Here is a 21,080-nt window from a genome sequence, read left to right as displayed (position 1 = left end):
AAATGAAACAAAAAACAAGGAGAGATGAGAAATGAAAAAAGTGATGGAAGTTGTAGTAGCTGTGGTAAAAGTTTTCGTAAACGGAAAACAAGTTGCAATGGAGTTGAACAAATAATGAAGCGAGGGATATTCATTACGAATCGTACAAGACAATAAGAGGAGATAAGATTTCATCATTATTTTGATCCCTTATCTCTCTCGTATACTCAACAAAAATAAGAGGAATTCAGTATAATAAATATGCTGAGTTCCTCTTATTTTTTCCTGAAAAAGTGAATGTACTATATCATCACTTTCTCTTTTTAAACCTAGTTCCATATCTCTTCCCCTTTAAAATAGTTTAAAGTAATAGAACTTCTCTCTCGTCTATTCCATTTCCTTTCTATTTTATTTAGGATCTCTTACATAACTAATAGCTTGACTCCCCATTTGCACCCATGCCCGTTCAAAGTTTTCGCGCGGAACACTTACACCTGGTGTATCACTAAGCGGATCATGGATATAAACTGAGTCCTTATCATAGCCAATAAGAAGAACACAATGTTCATTGTACGTAATAGAAACATCGCCTGTGTCTGTTTCCCATGTACTAAATTCATCTTCATCTAATGGGGCATATGTGGCATTTGTAATCATCACAACCGGCTTGCCCTCTCTTACCGTTTTATAAATTTCATTTATATTTTCATCTGTTAAGTCAACAGCTCGATTCAGTAAATATTTATTCGCTAACTGAAAAAGTGGCTCGTGATACACACCGTATCCTGATTCAGAGAAAGTATAAATATTCCCTACAAATCCTTCGTTTGGATTACCACGTACACCATCATTTGAGAAGGCGACTTTCGGTATTTCATCAGCTAATTTCATCTTATCTACGGAAGCACCTGCGTACTGTAACATCATAGCTAGACTAGTTACTTCACACCCCCTATCTAACTCAGGTCGCTGCTGGATAAAAGGTACATTTTGAAGTAATACTTTTTCCTTATCCATATTCATAGGCCCCCCTTGCTTTTGACCTTGTGCTACCGGAATGGCAAGTTGCTCTTTATCACTTTTCTGTTGAACAAGTTGATCGGAGACGATACTCTTTACTTTTTCTACATGTTTAGTAATAGGAATGACGTCTCTACTTTTCATATATATACTCAAACAAATAAGCATTCCCAATATAGCTATACATATATATATATTCCTATTCCGTATCATTCTTCTATCTTCACGCCCTTTTTAATTCGTTAAATAAGAATAAAATGCATCCGCTTCCGTTTGAACCATAGGTAAAAAGACAAGCTCTTTTCCTTTTTCAGGCCGCTCCTTTTTTATCTTTTCTGCTAATTGCTCGATATTTGTATTTGTTCTATCTATTCCAAGCTCGTCTGCCGTTTGTATCACTTTTTGCTCATTTATTTCTCTTAGCACCTGGTAAATATCTTTACCATATAAATCAATATGAAACCTTTTCGCCTCTTCCTGAACTTTCTTCTCATATACTTCTTGCGCCAAATCTTCTATCTCTTTCCCTTTTTGAGAAATCTCTAGATTTGCTGCTTCTTCCTTTACCTTCGTCCCATAAATCTCCTCGGCAATTTCTTCTATCTCTTTTCCTTCTGTTGAAACCTCAAGTTTATCTGCTTCATTATTTATTTTGATTGCATTAATTTGATTGATTAAATCAACAATGGATGAATTATCTATCACTATTCCTAAATTTGCTGCCTCTCGTTTTACTTTTGCTTCATAAATTTCTTCTGAAAGAACTCCCACACCTTTGCCCTCAGTAGGAATTCCTAGCTGCTTTGCTTCCTGATCAACTTCTGTTTCATGTATTTCCTTTTCTAAAGTAATTTGCTCTTTTCCATCTGTTTCAATTCCTAGTTTTTGTGCTTTTTCCTCTGTCTGTGTAGTATGTATCTTTCCATTATTTAGTTGTTCTTTACTGCGCTGAGCAAAGTTCGTTTTACCTTTTGGTGTTGTAGAAGCAGACGCCCCTCCCATTACACTTAAACTCATGACTCCAATAACAAATAATGACACTACCTTTTTCTTTTCCAAATTCCCTCTCCTCCTTTATGTTTCGCATACTATAATTCTCCTCATACACTTGCTCTTCCATTTTTCCCACATTATCGTAAAAGATATGCTCCATTCGATTCCTAATCAAAGATATATTTCAATAGGCTAACCAACTAGAAATATAACAATTAAGCTGTTCTTAAGAAGAATATCAATGGATTACTCTATCTTCCTTTTTCCCTTCTCATTCCGTGTAAATCCTATTATGAAAAATATTTCTTAACTTTCCCTTAAAAAAGACGACCTTGTAAAAACAAGGTCGTCTTAAATTTCTTTATACTCTTTGATTTTTTGGAAAAATCACTTCAAAACAAGTACCTTTTCCAAACTTACTCTCTACTTTTATTTTCCCATAATGTTTTTCTACAATCCAACTAGCAATTGAAAGCCCTAATCCCGCTCCTTCTGATTTCGTTCTTGCTTTATCCCCTTGATAAAAACGGTCAAAGAGTTTTGGAATATCTTCTTCCTTAATCCCTATTCCATCATCTTTTACTTGTATGATAGTTGATGTACCTGTTTGGGTGCAGCTGATTTGGATCGTTCCACCCTCATTCGTATATTTCATTGCATTATCTAATAAAATCACAATCATTTGATGGATTCTTTCTCTATCCCCCATAAATGATATTTTAGAATCCACTTTCACTGTCATCTCTTTTTCTTGGTATGCAGCAATTTCCTTATATGGATCTACTACTTCCTTCAATAACTCGTCTAATTCAAACTCCTTTTTATCCATTTCAATTTGGTTCGAATCTGAACGCGCTAATAATAATAGATTGGCAACGAGCTTCGACAACCTTCTACATTCTTTAGCAATTGTAGATATATCAATTGCTTTTTCTTCTATTGTCGCGGAAGGTGACTGAAACAATACATCTGTTTTCGATTGGATAACAGCTAGTGGTGTTCGTAATTCATGTGATGCATCAGAAACAAACTGTTGCTGTTTCTCCCAAGAATTTCGAATGGGTACAAGGGCCTTTCCGGCTAAGAAAAATCCGATTCCAATTGCACATAAGCTTCCTATGCTACAACCTACTATAAGAATCAACCATAACGTATGCAACATATCTCTTTCAGCAGTTGTATCACGTACAAATTGAACCGTCACTTTTCCAAATTCAGTATCGCCCTGAAATGCCAATGTTCTAAAACTTCTCCCTTTTATCTCAATATCTTCAAAATCCCCAAATTTTTTCGGAAATAACTCAGACTTGTTTTCTTCATAAAAGTTTGGTTCTGGAAACCTAGGCTTCATCCCTATGAATTCCTTTTTCCCTTTCCATATCAACACTGTTATACGTGAATCTCCAATACGTATATCTTTATTGAAAGCAAACTCTTTTGAAATCATTCTAGGGTCTTTCAACGCTTTTGCTTTGGACATTTCTATAGAAGTATCTACACCATTGTAAATACGATTATACGTATAGACATAGATAATACTCCCTAATACTCCAATCAATATAATAAACACCAATGAATTTAAAATCGTAAGACGAATACGTGTTTTTTGAAACATACTTCCTCTCTTCATTGTTCTTTTAATATATATCCAATCCCGCGAACGGTTTGAATATCTTTCTGATAACCAAATGGCTCTAATTTTTTCCTCAAATGATGCACATATACTTCAACAATCGCTACAGTCGTGTCCGAATCAAATCCCCAAACACGATCAAAAATTTGTTCACGCGTTAAAATTTTCCCGCTATTTTGAATCAGATATTCTAAAAGCTCATATTGCTTTAACGTTAATTTGATTGTTTCACCATCCACTTGAATATCTTTGTCTTTTCCAAACAACTCAATCCCTCGGTACCTGATTGTCTGCTTTGTTGTTAAACTACCACTTCTGCGTAATAGAGCGCGAATTCTCGCTTTCAGTTCCGGAGCTTGAAATGGCTTGACTAGATAATCATCACCTCCAAAATCTAATCCTTTTACTCGATCCTCTAAAGAATCTTTAGCCGTTAAAAACAAGACAGGAGTTTCAATCTTTTCGTCACGTATTCTTTGAATGACTTCAAAACCATCTATCCCTGGCATCATGACATCAAGAAGAATTGCATCGTAAATATTTTGCAATGCCAAAAATAACCCATCTTCTCCATTTATCGCTGTATCCACTTCAAATTCATCGCATAAAATCTGTACAATTGACTCCAACAAAGGAGCGTGATCTTCCACTACTAATAAGCGCATCTACTTTTCTCACCTTTCATTTAACATAAAGTGAAACTTTAATCCGTGAAGGAATTATTAACTTCTTTTTCTATCCATTATACTACTTCTTATAATAGCAAAAGAAAGCGGCCGCAATATGCGATCGCTTCTTATTATCATATTTCATTCATATCTAAGCGCTTAAATCGGATGCAATTTCGAGGCTTTATTTGCTGGAAATACTCCAAAACCAACTCCTATTAATAAGAAGAATAAAAATACTAGTAATGTAACGGGAAGGGAATACAGAATTGTCATACTAATCTATTTTCCGCAATTGTTCCTCCCTTCTTCTCTACCGATGTTCTATATATGAGCCCTATTATGAAATCAGTTTCTTAACTTTCCCTTAACAAAAAAACTTTTCAAATAGAAATTCTATACATTACAACACTGTAATCCTCACGTCACCTCATTCGATAGTTGCGAGGCTTACCACCAATTATACTTAAAGTAAGAAATGAGATAACAAATAATAAGAATGGCGTATCTTTTTATAGATACGCCATTCTTATTATTTTTGACTTGTCCGATTCGAAATACTAATCGCCCGATCCGTTGTTTTTGCTGCTTCATCTAATGCTTCTTTACTACCTTTTCCGTCATACATCGCTTCTAACGCTTTTACAACCGCATCACGGGATTCCGGAAATACACTAATAAGCGCACCTTGTGTTGCAACAGATGGTTTTGTTGCTTGCAATTGTTCTACTGTTACTTTTAACTGTGGATATTTTTCATATTGTTGTTTTACTAAAGGTTCATTGTATGCATCCGGGTTAATAGAAAAGTACCCTGTTGCTGTATGCCATTTCGCTTGGACATCTGATTTTGTTAAATATTTCATAAAGTCCCAAGCACCTTGTTGTGTTTCCTCAGCTACCATATTGGTCATCCATAATGATGCTCCGCCAATAACAACCCCGTTTTGCTTCACATCTTCTGGATATGGAATATATGCTACACCCACATTAAATTTAGAGGAATCAATTACATCTCTCACACCGGCTGAAGAATCTAAGTACATTGCGACTTGTCCAGATTGGAAAGCAGCACGAACATCATCCCAACTTGCTCCATACTTTCCTAGTGTGCCTGCTTTATTCATTTCATCTAATAAACCAAATACTTTTTGTCCTTCTTTTCCATTGAATACAGCTTTCGTTGCGGCATCTTTACGTCCGTTTTCTTTGTCTACATATAAACCACCTTGTGTCGCCAACAGTTCTTCAAAGAACCATCCGTAATTTAACATTGAAAATCCATATTGTTTTACATTTTCGCCTTCTTTAACTGTTAATTTTTTTGCTACTTCTTTTAATTCAGCATATGTTTTTGGTGCTTTTTCTGGATCTAGTCCAGCTTTTGTAAAGGCGTCTTTATTATAAATTAACACTGGTGTAGATGAATTAAATGGCATGGAATACATTTTTCCATCAATGGAGTAATAATTTGTAATTGCCTTTTCTAATTTCGATGTATCATATTTATCTTTTTTGATCCAGCTATCAATTGGTGTAATTTTTTTACTATCAATCATATATTTTGTTGTAATTTCGCTAGACTGAACGAGAGCTGGTGATTCTTTAGATGCAGTAATATTTTTAAACTTCGTTAACGATTCTTCATAGGAACCTTGAAATTCGGCTTTTATCTCATATTTATTTTGTGATTTATTGTAATCTGCAACAATTCCGTCTAACACACCTTGCGTTTTGCCACCCATCGCATGCCAAAAGCGAATAACTGTTTTATCTCCATTCTTTTCTACGGGGGCTACTTTTTCTTTTGCTTCAGATTTCCCCTCTGTTTTACTACTTGAACAAGCGGCGGCTGATAAAGCCATCGTCGCTGCCATCATAATAGCAGCACCCTTTTTCCAACATCTCATCTCAATCCCACCTTTTCATATGTATGCTTATTTAATTGCACCTTTTGTTAATCCTTGTTGCAGTTGTTTCTGTCCTAAAAATAGTAAAATTAAAGTTGGAATAACAATAACAGTAACACCAGCCATCACACTGCCCCAATCTGTCGCAACTTCCTGAGATTGAAGTTGCTTCACACCAATTTGTACAGTTCTCACTCTTTCATCATTTGTGACAAGAAGTGGCCATAAATACATATTCCACGTTGTTAAAAAGCTGTATACACCAAGCGTAATAAAACTCGTTTTACAATATGGAATGACAATGCGAAATAAAAATTTCACATGCCCGATTCCCTCAATAAAAGCTGCTTCCTTCAACTCATTTGGAAGTGTCATAAAATGTTGGCGTAATAAGAAAATACCAAAAGCAGTTGCGAAAAATGGTACTGTCATTCCAGTAAATGTGTTAATCCATCCGAACTGTTGTACTGTTAAAAAATTTGGTACCATGGTTGCTTCCCACGGAATAAGCATCGTTGAAATAAATAAAAAGAAAATGAAATTTCTTCCTTTAAAATGAAGAAATACAAATGCATAGGCTGCTAAGCTTGACACAACAAGTTGTCCCATCATTACTACTGTAGACACAATAAAACTATTGTATAAATAAGAGAACAGCGGTACTTTCTGAAAGATATGTACGAAATTATCGAATGTAAATTGTGTTGGAAACACTCTTCTCATTTGAATATCTTCAGGTGTCATAAAACCTAACAAAAATGCATATAGAACTGGGAAAAAGACCATAGCTGCACTAATAATGAGCAGTGTATATAAAAGGACATGTTGTTTCCATCTTTTAACGATCATTTATAATGCACCTTTCTCTCTGTAAACTTAAATTGGAGTAATGTAGCAACGAAAATAAAAATAAACAATACCATCGCCTGTGCACTCGCTGTACCAAATTGATGATTTGCAAAGGCTTCTTTATAGATGGAATATACGATTAGATTCGTTGCATCATTTGGTCCACCATGTGTTAAAATATCGATTTGTCCAAAGCTTTGAAATGCGCTAATTAAAGTTACTGTTATAATAAAAAATAAAGTTGGTGATAACATCGGTAATGTAACGCGGCGAAGTTTATGTAAATAGCTAGCACCATCAATAGATGCACTCTCATATAAAGCTGGATCAATATTTTGTAAACCACCTAATATAACTAAAAACGCAAACCCTGTATTTACCCAGACTGTTGTAACAGATACCGAAAATAAAGCCCAGTCAGGACTTGTTAACCATGCAATTGCTGGCAGATTCATAGCACCTAGTATGTTATTGAATAAACCTACACTAGGATGAAATAAAAACAACCAAATAACTGCACTAGCCGCTACTGAAATCCCCATTGTTGAAGAAAACAAAACGCGAAACAATCCAATCCCTTTTATTTTTTCATTTGCAATTAATGCCAGAAATAAAGCAAATAGAATACTAGTTGGAACTGTGTATAAAACAAATAATACAGTTGACTTTACACTTTGATAGAAACTTGAATCCGAAAATAAATATTGATAATTTTCAAGTCCGACAAATAAATTAGCCTCTCCATGAACATCTGTTAAATAGAAACTATAGTACATCGTCCGAAATAATGGATAAAAAAGAAAGACTGCAAACAATAAAATAGATGGTGCTAAAAATAATAAGCCTGTTCGTAAATCCCTCGTTCTACTCCATAGTGCTTTCTTTCTCGAAATGCTAGTTTGAACTGGTATCTTCCCTATCCCAATCATTATTTTGCCACCACCTTCAACTCTTCTTCCGTTACTAATTGAATTCTTTCATTTGTATCATTACGAAAGAAGCATAATTTCTCTTTAGGAAATAGTAATTTTACTTTGTCACCTTTTTTCAAAAGTAGCTGTCCAATTACTTTTGCACTCCATATTTTCTTATTTACTATAAAATTTAAAATTGATTCATTTCCTAATACTTCAACAGATTGCAATGTAACTTCTTGTCCATCCTCGGCTAATACGATGTGTTCAGGACGAATTCCTAGACGCAGATTCCCTTTTGGTAACAGTTTTAATTGTCTTACAGATAGTGGAATTTGCAATTCACCAACGCGTAATGTACCCATTTCTTTAGCAACTTCTCCATCATTGATATTCATAGAAGGAGAACCTATAAAACTTGCAACAAACTCATTTGCAGGATGATTATATATATCAAGGGGCGTTCCTACTTGTTGTATACTACCTTTATTTAAAACCATGATGCGATCTCCCATAGTCATTGCCTCAATTTGATCATGGGTGACGTAAACCATCGTAATACCTAATCGTTGTTGAATTTCTCTAATTTCAATGCGCATTTGAGCACGCAATTTTGCATCCAAATTAGAAAGGGGTTCGTCCATTAAACAGATTGGCGCTTGGCTAACAATCGCTCTCGCCAGTGCAACACGTTGTCTTTGGCCACCAGATAATTGACCTGGTTTCATTTTCACGTATTCTTTAAGACCTACCATCTCCACCGCTTCTATTAACCGCTTTTGTCGTTCTGCTTTTGGAACCTTCCGTATCTTTAAGCCAAATAGAATATTTTCTTCTACAGACAAATGTGGATATAAAGCGTAATTTTGAAATACCATTGATAGATTTCGATTTTTAGGATCTAAATTATTCGCAACAGTTTCATTAATAAGCAACTCCCCAGAAGTAATATCTTCTAGACCTGCAATCATCCGCAATAACGTACTTTTCCCACAACCAGAAGGGCCGACTAGAACAAAAAACTCTCCTTTTCGAATCTGCACCGACACATCTTCAACTGCTATTTCCTTTGCATTTTTATAAACTTTTGACACATTTCTTAATTCAATCATCAGTTTGCACCCCCTTTTGCTCTTGTAACCATACTTCACAATGGCTTGTTGAAATCGCACTTGCTCCTGCATGAATCGCAATCTCCGCGTCTTCTTTCGTTTGAATTAATCCACCTGCAATAATAGGAAACTCTAATTTCTCTGCTAGTTTCTTAATAATGGAAGGCATAATACCAGGCATGATTTCCACCGCACTTGGCCTTGTCAATTTACAATTCTCGATTGATTTTGTGAGAGATAATGTATCTACAACGAAAATGCGTTGAATGGTCTTTAATCCAATCTTATTAGCATTTCGAATGGTAGAACCTTTCGTTGAAATAATACCTTGAGCGCCAATTACTTCGTGAATATATAATAGCGCTTCTTCCGTGTTTGTATTTAGCCCCTGTATAAAATCACAATGTAAAAATACATCATGTCCATTTTTCTGTAATTCATAAACATGCTCTGGTAATTCAAGCATTGAACCCGTCATAAGAAAAACAGTCTTAGGTAAACTTTTAAATGTCTTATATTTTTTCCAATCTTTTATCATTGCGATGTAAGGTTCTTTAAACATTTCGCCCCTCCAACTTTTTACATATCATCAATACACATATAATCAAATCAAAAACACCAACTTACATAGAACAACCTCCTTCTTAAACAAACTCTATAAACTAGAGCCCATTTAAGAAAGATAGACCGATTGTTTTATGTAAGTGGGTGTTCTCAAATGTTCTCTACCCTAGTTATTTTGTTACCTTTACTATATTACTCATTTATTAAGTTAGTTTTGATGATTTGTTAACAAGGTGTTAATCACACGTTAATATTCTTTGTATTTTTTTTACAATTAAACAAAATATGGACATAGAAAATGGATTACTTCGGAAGCAATATAACAGTATACTCTTAAACTGTTAATGGATGATTAGAGTCATCTGCAAAAAAAAGACAAGTGCTCATTACTTTTGAGCCCTTGTCTTTCTTCTTTATAATCTATATTATTCTGTCGGTTGTTTTATTATTTCATTTGCGCCTGCTACCTTTAGCATATTAATAATTTCTTTAAATCCTCGTTTTTCTGCATGCTGCAGAGGCGTAACCCCTTCACGATCAGCCATGTTCACATCTGCTCCATGACCAATCAGTAGCTGAACAATTTGTTTATGATTTTCACTACCATTGCCAAGCACAATTGCTTCTAACAATGCTGTCCAGCCAAGATCATTCTTATAATTCACATCAATATCTGTACGATTTAATAGCTCTTTTACAACTTCTATTTGTCCTCTCTCTGCTGCTGGAATAAGTGCTGTCCCACCAGAACGATTGATTTCCCTTGTATTCGTTCCTGCATCAATCGTTAACCTCACAATATCAACGTATCCTTCTGTACTCGCATAAAGAAACGGATTATCTTGTTTTTTATCTTGTAATTCAATATCAGCTCCTGCTTCAATCAATGCTTTTACTGTCTCGACATGATTGTGATACGTCGCTGCCATGATTGGTGTTTCTCCTTGATCACCTGTTACATTTATATTTGCTCCATCTTTTATCAACTTCATAGCCGTTTCTGTATCACCAAGCGTTGCGGAAAGCAATAATTGCTTATCCATTAAGTTCATACTCTTCTCTTCTTCTTTTTCTTCTTTTTCCTTCTGCTTCTTCTCGTGTTTTTTTTCATTTTTCACGTGAACTGGTTTCGTTTCAGCTTCTTCTTGCTTATCACAAGCTACTATCATCATTAAAAGTCCTAATAACATAAATAATAAAAATTTTTGTTTCCTCACAACTACAGCTCCTATGAAAGATAATGTTTTTTTAACCATTCCTTCATTACATGTAATAACTCTTCTTCAATACATTTATCCATAAGCTCCTTATATTCCTTCCTTAATCGAATCATTGTATGCTTATGTTCATAATTTCTTAAAATATGGTTCATGTTCGGAATGATATGCCACTCTGCTTCACCATTAACATATGAAGCAATTAGTTTAGCATGTTCAGGTGGTACTTGTATATCCTTGTCTCCTGTAATTGCTAATACAGGACATGATACTTGCTCTAAATATGTAACTACATTATATTGTAACTGTTCTCTTAGCCATTTTGCATTTACTTTTGCACATTTGATACGCATAACAGATTCTGTTGAATTTTCCACTCTATTCATAAGCTCTTCATTTTTCGTTCTTATACGCTCTGGAATCTTCAATACTTTAGATAACCAGCCAATGAATCCAGGTGCTGTTTCTAGCTCTATTGTCGCTTTATCTAATTGTCTTGGAAGTAAATCTTTTGATGGCTCCGCTGCACCAGCAAGTAACACTAATCCAGCAACGGATTCCCTTACAGAGACAGCTGGTGCAAGTAAAGCTCCCTCACTATGTCCAACAATAATAACACATTTTGGATCTATTAAAGGATGTTCCTTTAAAAATCTGATCCATAACGTAGCATCATCAATAAAATCTGTTACCCCTGCTTCATAATAATCTCCCTTACTTTTATGAGTACCACGCTTATCATAACGAAGTACCGCAAAACCTAAAGAGGTAAAATAATTAGCTAAATCTTTATATAAGTTTAACTGTAAGCGACCTGTATTTCCATCACGATTTCCTTTTCCAGTGCCACCAATTACTAAAATTGCTGGATATATTTCTGAATAATATGTAGGAATTGTTAATGTTCCTTGAAGTGTAAACGTACTTTCAATCGTCACAAACAATTCTTTCCCCATATTTGTTCTCCCCTCACTATTTTTCAGGAATAATCATAGTTAAAATCGTTCTTCTTACGTACATTTAAAAACTTCCTATAATTTTTTAGGGAATCCGAAATTCTTCATCGCTCATATATAAAGCCGTGTAAGACCTGTAATAAACATCATAAAGTAAAACTTTGAACAGCAGTATTTTTCTTCATACATATTCCTTGCTTCCTAATATATACTATGTCTATATGATCAAAAGCGAGAACAAGTATATAATCCAAACAGCTGTTGAAAAAAATTCAACAGCTGTTTGGATTATATTATGAAGGACTATTTCTTCCGGTGAAGCTTCAATAATTGTAAGATCAATTTTTCCGTATTCCCATCATTTCTTATCTCTTTTGTAACCTTACCTTCATTCATAAAGAGCACCACATCTCCAACCTCTGCAGCTACATCCATCATATGTGTAGAAAAGACAATGATTGTACCACTTCTCTTTATATCTTTTAATAATGTAACAAATTCATTTACCCAATACGGATCTAAACCATTTGTTGGTTCATCTAATAAGAGCAATTTAGGATTGGCGAGCCACGCTTGTCCAAATAAAAGCCTTTGTCTCATTCCTTTTGATAACCTGTGTAAGGATTCGCTTTGCTTTCCTTCTAATCCAATTAATGTAATTACCTCTTGTATCCTCTCTTTTCCTACCTTTCGAAAAGCTCCATAGAATGATAGAAACTCTTGTACAGTCATAGTTTGTTGTGCATGAAAATCATCTGGCATATAGCCAATTTCGGTTACATATTGCTTCCTGTCTTTATGCAATTCTATCCCTTGTAACTTTACTATTCCTGATGTAGGTGAAGAAATTCCAGCTAGTATATCAAGAAACGTGCTTTTCCCAGCACCGTTCCCACCACATAATACAATACACTCTCCAGCTCTACCTTTTAGCGAAGTAGGAAATAATGCTGTTTTCTTTTTATACTGCTTACAAATTCTATCGATTTGCAATATCGTCATTCGTTTCTTCTCCTTTCTAATCGCCAGACAGCTATTAACAAGAAGATTACTGTGTAGACTGCACCATATACGAAAAAAACCACTAAAGCTTCCCCGCTCTGAAAAAACATCAAAAGCTGATCATAGGGTTGACCAAATACCGCTCCTCCTCCTAATTGAATAACAAATATAATTCTTAGCAATTCAGCAGGATTACAAAACATGAATACTTTTATAAGTGGTGCTATCATCGTATATGGAACAAGATTAAGAATACTAATTATTGCTGTAGGCCACATCATAATAAGTAAAAACCAGATTGCAATTGAAATTGCTAACCCTTGCCATCTTGTCGAAGAAAATGCACCAATTGCTATGCCTAAAACTAAAAAAAAGAATATAAGAATAGCAGAAAATAAATAAATCGCTAGTATCCAGCCACTTTCAAGCATACTTCCACTTAACAATCCAATCATTACACTACTTCCAAAGCTAAGTGTAAAAATAATAATTTGTCCCATAAATTGACCGGTGATCTTTCCTATTACATATGAAGATGTTGCTAAAGGATACGTACATAGAAGGCGCCATTTTCCATTTTCAAGCTCATTTGCAATTGAAAATGAGCCTGCAATTAGCATAAATAAAGGTATAATATATAAAATCAGGTTTAACATTGTTCCCGTTGTATTTGTATATCCTGCTAAGGATGGTATATTCCGTTCCATCAAAAATAATAAAGAGAGTATCACAATCCAGAGTAATAAAAATGTATATGCAGACTTTTCTCTTACTGTACTACGCCACTCTGAATATAATATATTCCACATATCATCACCCTTTTTATAGAAAAAGACAACCGCCTAAGGTTGCCTTTTATCCAACTTATTTGTAAGCTATAATCCCATGATTCATATTAATGGGAGTGCCCCGTGCTGCCCTCTTTCCCATGTTCTTTCTTCATTTTCCCCATCATTTCTTTATTCATTTCCCACTTATGATCGGCTAACTCTTTATACGAAATAACTTTTCCAGTATGTTTAGCTACAAAGCTTTCAGCATCTTTTTTCTCTTTAAAAGAAATTACATTGTACGTCATTGGCGTTTTAATTGTTTTATCGTATACATAAGTAGCTTTATCTAATGAAACCCAACCCTTTGTATTATAATCTCGGACAAATTTTTCTTTTGTTTTTTCATTTTTATTTTCGTCCATCCATTTATGCATACAACCAATATCATCAAATTTCAAAGCTTGTCCATTTTCCAAAATTACTTCTGTCGCAAATTGATTATCCATTACTGCCATATTACAAACATCACACTTATCATTTTTTTCATCAATTGCAACTGGTTCAACATCTTTCTTTCCACACCCTACTACTGCAAATACTACACACATACACATAACGAATACAATATGTTTTATCCTCATCAATACTTCCTCCCTAAAAAGAACAATATACTCCCCACTAGCAACATACTTAAACTAATCATCCAAGCTCCAAATTGACTTACTGTAGCTCTTGCTATCTTCGAAAACTGCATACTCATACTTGGTTTATCATCAATTAACATCGATTCATCTGGAATTTTTATTAAATTTTGTAAAACAAGCATCCCTGGTGCTTGAAAAAATAACTGATATTCAGGAACATCTTGCGTTAAAACTAAAAAAAATGAATCAGCCTTATAAGGTAATGCACTGACGCCTGTATGATTTAGATCTACTTTCAAAGCATCATCCCAATAATTATGATGGATTACATTATTTTTACTTTTCGTAGCTTGTGATTCATTGACATTACCTAAAAAGGTATTTTCGGATATTTTATTCCCATTCGTATTTTTAAATTGCAATCCAATAAAGTTATTTATGACTTCGTTGTTTATAATCTGATTGTCTTTCGACTTTTCAACATAAATTCCCACTCTATTGTTAGCAATTTGATTTTGCATAACTTCCGTTTCTATCGAATCATACAAGAGTAATCCTTGCGCATGAACATTTCTTCTATTATTTATAAATTGATTTCCTTTTATAGTCGTTTTTTTTGTGCCCATAATCATCGCACCCGTTATATTATGTTGCGATAAATTATCGACCACAGTCGTACCATCAGAATACATAAGATGAATACCATAACGAGATTGCCTAATGGAATTTTTCACGATTTGATTATTATCACTTTGCTCTAAATAAATCCCATCTCGTACATCTTTCATTCGAATATTGTCAATTTGATTCCAATGGGACTTCCATAAATCAATTCCATTACCATTAGATTTTCCTTGAATACTACTATTCTGGATTTTCGTATTCCGAGCATCTTCCAACTTAATTCCAATTTGTTGTGTACGAATGTCTAAATCAGTTAAATTATGCCCAGCTCCCGCAACATATATAGCGACTGTTCCTTCTTTATTCTTACACTGCTCTACTTTTATTCGTTTAACGGTAATATTTTCTCCTTTTAATGCAATAATAGGTTTATTACCACAAAAACGAACCTTCGTATTTTTCTCTCCTTCCAACGTAATAGGTTTTGATATTTCAATCATTTCATTATACGTACCATCTTTTAACTTTACAGTTCCATATACAGGAGCATCATCAATTTGTGATTGTATTGTCACTTCAGCATGACTACTAAATGGGATACAGAGTAATCCAAAAAATAAGAGAAAAGAAAATCGAATCATTTTCATATGTAATTCCCTTCTCTATCAAATTCTATTAACTTACTCATTTAGAAGAATATCAAAGAGTTGTGTGAGATTTGTGAAAAAATAATGTGTTTTTTGTAATAAATGGTATTTCCTTTAATAAAAAAAGATGTGTAGCAATTTCTACACATCTTCTCTCATTCACATCCAGTAATTAACAAATCATCTTCTAACTTAAGTAACAATGTATCTACATCAATTTCCTGACCAATCTCTATATTTACAGATCGTATATGTCCACTTATACCAACCTTGATTTCTTCTACCGTACCATCGTTTTTTTGAATCATCATTAGTTTTTCCCATTCATATACGTAAGATGATTCATCAACAAAAATTTCTTCTACTTTCCCTTTACACGGGCTATAAATCTCTTCAATCATTGCTTTCATTCAAAATCTACTCCCTACTTCACTCTTCTCTATTTTCTCATCTATTCTATCACTCCTGTAATAAACAAATTATATTTTTAAAAATTCAAACTAACACTCGTGAACAAAATGAGCAAAATGAAAATTATGCATTTAATAACGTTATTTTTCTAATTATTTACCATCCATATCCCATCGTTTATGATAAACAAAAAAGTTTTTTCTGAATTTTTGACACTTTATGAAAGCGCAATCATTTTTAGAGGGGGAAATTACATGTTAGCTGCACTAGGATTTATAATGGTATTCGTCTTTATGTTTTTAATTATGACAAAGCGCATGTCAGCGTTAGTTGCATTAATATTAATTCCTATTATTTTTGCATTAATTGGGGGGTTTTATGCAAATGTAGGACCCATGATGCTAGATGGGATTAAGAAATTAGCACCGACTGGTATTATGCTCATGTTTGCCATTTTATATTTCGGAATTATGATTGATAGTGGATTATTTGATCCAATTATTAGTAAAATCTTAAAAATTGTCAAAGGTGATCCATTAAAAATTGTGGTTGGTACAGCCATTCTTACTATTGTTGTTTCGCTAGATGGCGATGGTACAACAACATATATGATCACGATTTCTGCAATGTACCCACTATATAAACGTCTCGAAATGAATCCGCTTATATTAGCCGGAGTTGTTATGTTAGGAGCTGGGGTTACTAATCTTACGCCTTGGGGCGGACCTACAGCTAGGGTTATGAGCGCACTTGGTCTTGAAGCTTCACAGCTATTTACACCGCTTATTCCAGCAATGATTGGCGGAGCAATATGGGTGATTTTTGTTGCTTACTTCCTTGGAAAAAAAGAGAGAAAGCGCTTAGGCATTGTTAATATACAATATACAAAAAAAGAACAGGCAATAATAGATGAACAAGCTGCAACTTTAGAAGTTCCAAGCTATAAACGGCCAAAATTATTATGGATTAACTTCTTATTAACAGTAGCTCTTCTCGTTTGTTTGATTATGGAGATCATGCCTCTTCCTGTTTTGTTTACAGTTGCTTTTGCTATTGCTGTTATGATTAATTATCCAAGTTTAGAGGAACAAAAAGAGCGTATTGCTTCTCACGCTGGAAACGTGCTCGCGGTTGTTTCTTTAGTATTTGCCGCTGGAATTTTCACAGGAATTTTATCCGGGACAAAAATGGTAGATGCAATGGCTCAAAGCTTAGTTGCCCTTATTCCCGATGCACTGGGTCCGCAACTTCCTATTATTACAGCTATTATAAGTATGCCTTTCACATTCTTTATGTCCAACGACGCTTTTTATTTTGGGGTATTGCCAATTTTGACGAAAGCTGCAGCAACTTATGGAATTAGTGCCGCTGAAATGGGTCGTGCCTCTCTACTTGGACAACCTGTTCACTTATTAAGTCCACTCGTTCCATCTACTTATTTATTAGTTGGAATGGCAAAAGTTGATTTTGGTGAACACCAACGCTTCACTTTACTCTGGGCAGTCGGAACAACACTAGTGATGCTATTTGTTGGTATTATTACAGGCATCATTCCAATATAGCCTTAAAGGGATTGATATGACGAACTTTCTTTGAAAGGTATTTCGTTTTTACAGTGAGTATACAGTGAATAGATATTCTTTCCGATAAAAAGTAGAGATCATACCAGTCTCTACTTTTTATATCACATATTCATGAAGAAAATTGAAAATATCTTCGTTCTGGTCTTCCAACATTCCCATATATAAGCTCTGCATAAATCTTCTTTTCAGAAATTAAATACTCTAAGTAGCGTCTTGCTGTCGATCGACTTACTCCGACTTCTGAGCTTAGTACTTCTGCTGTAATACCTTCTTGTCCAACCTTTGATACATACTTTCTAACTTTAGTTAACGTTAACGGATCTATACCTTTTGGAGCATATCCATCTTGATTCATTTCCACATTTCCTTTGAACCATAAATGTTCAATTTGTTCTAACGACAATTGCTGATTTTGTTTTAATTGCTGTATTTTGTTTTGATAGTTTTCTAAACTTCTTCTAAACCGATCGAACATAAGTGGTTTTACAATATAATCCGATACACCGCCTCGTAAAGCATGTCGAACAACTTCAACTTCCGATGCAGCGGTAATCATAATTATATCCGTATCATGTAGATTACGACGAATATATGTAACCAGTTCCGTTCCTTGCATATCAGGTAAATACACATCTAGTAACACAAGTTGCGGTTTAACAAGATCTAGCCACTCTTTCGCTTGTTCCCCCGTTGTTGCAGTCCCAATTACCTTGAAACCTTTCACTTTTTCCGTGAACCGACGATGAATCTCTGCGATGCGAATATCATCTTCAACAATTAATACTTCAATCCCCTCAGACACTACAATTCCCCTCTTTCCTTTGGCAATGCTACAATAAATAACGCACCACCTAGATCCCCTTTTTCAATCGTAATGCTTCCATTTAAATCTTCAACTAATTCTTTTACCTTAGCTAATCCATAACCTCGCTTGTCTCCTAGCTTCGTAGAGAATCCCCTGTTAAATATATATGTAATTACTGTATCTTCCACTCCAAGACCTGTATCCTCAATCTCAATTATAATTTCTTCTCCAATATCTGTTACAAACAGTCGAACTTCTCTATGATTCTCTAGATTATGTTCCACCGCCTCGAATGCATTCGTAATTAAGTTTCCTAAAATAGAAACAACATGATTACTATCAATATGAGAAGCCAACTTCTGTAAACTACTCTCACGATCTAAAATAAAATCAATTTTCAGCTCCCTAGCTCTATTATAAAACCCAATTAAAATGCCACCTAACCAAGGATTTTGTATACGTTTCATAATAAACTGAACAAAATCTTGGTATACTGAAGTCTCTTTATGTATGAGGTCTAATGCTTCATCATATGATTCTAATTGAATAAGACCTGAGAGCGTATACAAAAGATTGTTATACTCATGAGTCTGTGCTCGAAGTGCCTCTGTATAACGCTTCGATTGAGATAATTCTTCTGTCAGTTGATCCATCTCCGCCTTTAAACGAAAGCTAGAAACGACTCCAATTACCACGTTCTTTACTTTAATAGGTAATCGGTTCGCAATAACAGCTTGTCCCTTTATATCTAAATGGCGATCAAATTGTTCTTCACCAGTTCGAAGCACCTCTAATATAGAAGAACTAGGAATAATGTTTATAATAGATTCTCCAATTATAGATTGATTTTTTTCCAATGAAAGAATCTCATAAGCAGCTTGGTTCACTAAACCAATACGACCATCTTTATCTATTACCATAATTCCTTCACGTACAGATTGAATAACAGCGCTATGTTCCTCATATAAAGATGAAATCTCTTCTGGTTCAAAACCAAACATTAGTTTTTTTATACTGCGTGCTAAATATATGGAACCCACTATCCCAATTACTACCCCCAATGTAGCAATCCAAAACACTCTATTTCCATATGCTTCCGCCACTTCATAGATATCTTCCATCGAAAATCCAACAGATACAACTCCAATAATTCGATTATCGGAATCACGAATTGGCACTTTCCCACGCAATGAAGGACCTAATGTCCCGTTTGCTTTTGAAATATAGGATTTTCCACCTACTAAAACACCTTCGTTATCGCCCCCAACCATCTCTTCTCCAATTCTATCTCGAACAGGATGCGCATAACGAATCCCTTCTTTATTCCCCACCACAATAAAATCAGCATCTGTTTCTAATCTAACCTTCTCCACAATCGGCTGAATAATAGCAGATGGATTTTCTTTCTGAAACGCTTCCTGAATTTCAGGTATAGCAGCAACGGTTTTAGCAACATGTAACGCTCTTTTTCCAATTTGCTCCTCCACCGTTTCAGATAAGATATAGTAAAAAAGAACACTCGTTAAAACAAGAACAACGAGAATGAGTGTACCAATGGTTAATGTAATTCTTGGTTGTAATTTTAATTGTTTAAATTTCAAAACCTTTCCCCTTACATTAGATAAAGATAAATTTCAAGAATATACAGTCTTTTATTTCTATAGTATTCCTTTCTTAACACTAATAACTTATATTATAATTATAAATCTTGTAATACTTTATTTCTATGAAATCTAACTTCATACTTCTTTATAGAATGCATATTTATATCAAAAATCAGATAAAATATGAACGTCTTACATAAAAAACATCACCGAAAATGATTAAAAAAATAAATTACATTCATCATTATTTATTTTCATATATCAAGCTTATTCCATATACTGAACGCTCTATTCTATTTGTTATTTCTGAAAAATTCAGTAAAATAAAAAGAAACAAGTATACGAAAGTAGGTCGGAAATGGAGTCCACAGAATTTTTATTAAACGAAATTGCAACTATTGAAAAATGGGAGAAAGATCAAGAGGATCTATGGTTCTTTGAAAAATGGGGAAAAATTCCGTTTGCAATTCTTGATAAATTAACTCCAAAGTTTATCCATAACAAAATCAATATTTTACTAGATGAGCTCATTCAATACCTCAACTCCGGAAGTAAATATTTAATTCGTCCACAAACAACAATAAAAAAATTTGAGAACGCAACTTCTTTAGAAGATGTCCAGAACTTCCCTTTACTTGAGATGGATACAATCGTTGATAAAATCATCGAAAATAGAAAATCGATGGCAACTGCACAAGGTGCCACAACTGGATTTGGTGGTATTTTCACTCTAGCAATCGATATTCCAGCTGTTTTAGGTATGTCATTAAACGTTTTACAAGAAATCGCAATTTGCTATGGCTATAATCCTGAAGATATTCAAGAGAGACTCTTTATCGTAAAATGCTTACAATTCTCTTCATCTGATATTGTAGGAAAACAAACCATTCTACATGAGTTAAAATATTTTAATACTCGTGCTAATCATGATGACAGTATGTCACAAATTAAATCATGGCGTGAAGTGTTTACTGTATACCGCGATAATTACGGTTGGAAAAAGCTCTTTCAGATCATCCCTGTTGCTGGAATGATTTTTGGCGCTTATTTAAACAGAAAAACAATTGAAGAAATTGCAGAAGTAGGAAAAATGCTTTATAAGAAAAGAAGGGTATTAGAGAGATTAGCAGAAAATGAACTTGAGATACCTATACAGTAAGAACGTATGTAAAA

The 21,080-nt window shown here is 34.3% G+C and carries 20 protein-coding genes; 2 read left to right on the top strand and 18 right to left on the bottom strand.

Annotated features, from left to right (window positions below):
• Positions 1-387: 387 nt before the first annotated feature.
• The 16 genes from AZF08_RS08865 to AZF08_RS08790 all read right to left on the bottom strand — a co-directional run bounded on the left by AZF08_RS08865 (position 388) and on the right by AZF08_RS08790 (position 15,914).
• The gene (locus AZF08_RS08865) at positions 388-1,125 is read right to left on the bottom strand and encodes a C39 family peptidase (RefSeq protein ID WP_407639470.1); all 738 of its coding nucleotides are present in this window, start codon (positions 1,123-1,125) and stop codon (positions 388-390) included.
• A 108-nt stretch (positions 1,126-1,233) separates the two neighbouring features.
• A complete protein-coding gene (locus AZF08_RS08860) occupies positions 1,234-2,016 on the bottom strand; it encodes a hypothetical protein (RefSeq protein WP_051725820.1) in 783 nt (260 codons plus the stop codon).
• 337 nt (positions 2,017-2,353) lie between these two features.
• The gene (locus tag AZF08_RS08855; RefSeq protein ID WP_063177260.1) at positions 2,354-3,622 is read right to left on the bottom strand and encodes a sensor histidine kinase; all 1,269 of its coding nucleotides are present in this window, start codon (positions 3,620-3,622) and stop codon (positions 2,354-2,356) included.
• Positions 3,619-4,290 carry a response regulator transcription factor gene (locus tag AZF08_RS08850; protein WP_033675705.1) on the bottom strand — a complete coding sequence of 224 codons (672 nt, stop codon included), beginning with the start codon at positions 4,288-4,290 and terminating at the stop codon, positions 3,619-3,621. The genes AZF08_RS08855 and AZF08_RS08850 overlap by 4 nt, the downstream gene beginning before the upstream one ends.
• Before the next feature lie 535 nt (positions 4,291-4,825).
• On the bottom strand, positions 4,826-6,202 hold the full coding sequence (locus tag AZF08_RS08845) for an ABC transporter substrate-binding protein (RefSeq protein ID WP_033675707.1): 1,377 nt from the start codon (positions 6,200-6,202) through the stop codon (positions 4,826-4,828).
• Between the two features lie 27 nt (positions 6,203-6,229).
• A complete protein-coding gene (locus AZF08_RS08840) occupies positions 6,230-7,051 on the bottom strand; it encodes a carbohydrate ABC transporter permease (RefSeq protein ID WP_033675709.1) in 822 nt (273 codons plus the stop codon).
• Positions 7,048-7,980, bottom strand: coding sequence for a carbohydrate ABC transporter permease (locus AZF08_RS08835; RefSeq protein WP_033675711.1), 933 nt, complete (start codon positions 7,978-7,980; stop codon positions 7,048-7,050). The genes AZF08_RS08840 and AZF08_RS08835 overlap by 4 nt, the downstream gene beginning before the upstream one ends.
• A complete protein-coding gene (locus AZF08_RS08830) occupies positions 7,980-9,077 on the bottom strand; it encodes an ABC transporter ATP-binding protein (protein WP_033675713.1) in 1,098 nt (365 codons plus the stop codon). The genes AZF08_RS08835 and AZF08_RS08830 overlap by 1 nt, the downstream gene beginning before the upstream one ends.
• Positions 9,070-9,639, bottom strand: coding sequence for a glycerol-3-phosphate responsive antiterminator (locus AZF08_RS08825; protein WP_033675715.1), 570 nt, complete (start codon positions 9,637-9,639; stop codon positions 9,070-9,072). Before AZF08_RS08825 ends, AZF08_RS08830 begins: the two co-directional genes overlap by 8 nt.
• Positions 9,640-10,066: 427 nt before the next feature.
• Complete coding sequence (locus AZF08_RS08820; protein ID WP_082246118.1) at positions 10,067-10,897, bottom strand: ankyrin repeat domain-containing protein; 831 nt, start codon at positions 10,895-10,897, stop codon at positions 10,067-10,069.
• Positions 10,870-11,814: an alpha/beta hydrolase family protein gene (locus tag AZF08_RS08815; protein ID WP_033675717.1), complete on the bottom strand. Its 945-nt coding sequence runs from the start codon at positions 11,812-11,814 to the stop codon at positions 10,870-10,872. The genes AZF08_RS08820 and AZF08_RS08815 overlap by 28 nt, the downstream gene beginning before the upstream one ends.
• A gap of 303 nt (positions 11,815-12,117) precedes the next feature.
• Positions 12,118-12,816 (bottom strand): ABC transporter ATP-binding protein, encoded by a 699-nt coding sequence (locus AZF08_RS08810; RefSeq protein ID WP_033675719.1) that lies wholly within the window; start codon positions 12,814-12,816, stop codon positions 12,118-12,120.
• On the bottom strand, positions 12,813-13,625 hold the full coding sequence (locus tag AZF08_RS08805) for an ABC transporter permease (protein WP_033675721.1): 813 nt from the start codon (positions 13,623-13,625) through the stop codon (positions 12,813-12,815). Before AZF08_RS08805 ends, AZF08_RS08810 begins: the two co-directional genes overlap by 4 nt.
• A gap of 86 nt (positions 13,626-13,711) precedes the next feature.
• Complete coding sequence (locus tag AZF08_RS08800; protein WP_033675723.1) at positions 13,712-14,230, bottom strand: nitrous oxide reductase accessory protein NosL; 519 nt, start codon at positions 14,228-14,230, stop codon at positions 13,712-13,714.
• A complete protein-coding gene (locus tag AZF08_RS08795) occupies positions 14,230-15,504 on the bottom strand; it encodes a right-handed parallel beta-helix repeat-containing protein (protein WP_033675724.1) in 1,275 nt (424 codons plus the stop codon). Before AZF08_RS08795 ends, AZF08_RS08800 begins: the two co-directional genes overlap by 1 nt.
• A gap of 155 nt (positions 15,505-15,659) precedes the next feature.
• Positions 15,660-15,914, bottom strand: a complete 255-nt coding sequence (locus AZF08_RS08790; protein WP_033675725.1) for a hypothetical protein — start codon at positions 15,912-15,914, stop codon at positions 15,660-15,662.
• A gap of 255 nt (positions 15,915-16,169) precedes the next feature.
• Here AZF08_RS08790 and AZF08_RS08785 point away from each other — a divergent pair, with 255 nt between their 5' ends.
• Positions 16,170-17,477, top strand: a complete 1,308-nt coding sequence (locus AZF08_RS08785; protein WP_033675726.1) for a CitMHS family transporter — start codon at positions 16,170-16,172, stop codon at positions 17,475-17,477.
• 130 nt (positions 17,478-17,607) lie between these two features.
• Here AZF08_RS08785 and AZF08_RS08780 read toward each other — a convergent pair whose 3' ends face one another.
• Together AZF08_RS08780 and AZF08_RS08775 are read right to left on the bottom strand one after the other, a co-directional pair.
• Entirely contained in the window at positions 17,608-18,300 is a 693-nt protein-coding gene (locus tag AZF08_RS08780) for a response regulator (protein WP_033675727.1), read from the bottom strand.
• Positions 18,300-19,904: an ATP-binding protein gene (locus tag AZF08_RS08775; RefSeq protein WP_033675728.1), complete on the bottom strand. Its 1,605-nt coding sequence runs from the start codon at positions 19,902-19,904 to the stop codon at positions 18,300-18,302. The genes AZF08_RS08780 and AZF08_RS08775 overlap by 1 nt, the downstream gene beginning before the upstream one ends.
• A 361-nt stretch (positions 19,905-20,265) precedes the next feature.
• Between AZF08_RS08775 and AZF08_RS08770 the strand changes: the two genes are divergently transcribed.
• Entirely contained in the window at positions 20,266-21,066 is an 801-nt protein-coding gene (locus tag AZF08_RS08770) for an EcsC family protein (RefSeq protein WP_033675729.1), read from the top strand.
• Positions 21,067-21,080 lie beyond the last annotated feature (14 nt).

The organism is Bacillus gaemokensis (assembly GCF_001590835.1).
Lineage (GTDB): Bacteria > Bacillota > Bacilli > Bacillales > Bacillaceae_G > Bacillus_A > Bacillus_A gaemokensis.
The sequence above is the reverse complement of the archived record's forward strand: the minus strand, read 5'-3'. Positions and strand labels throughout refer to the sequence as shown.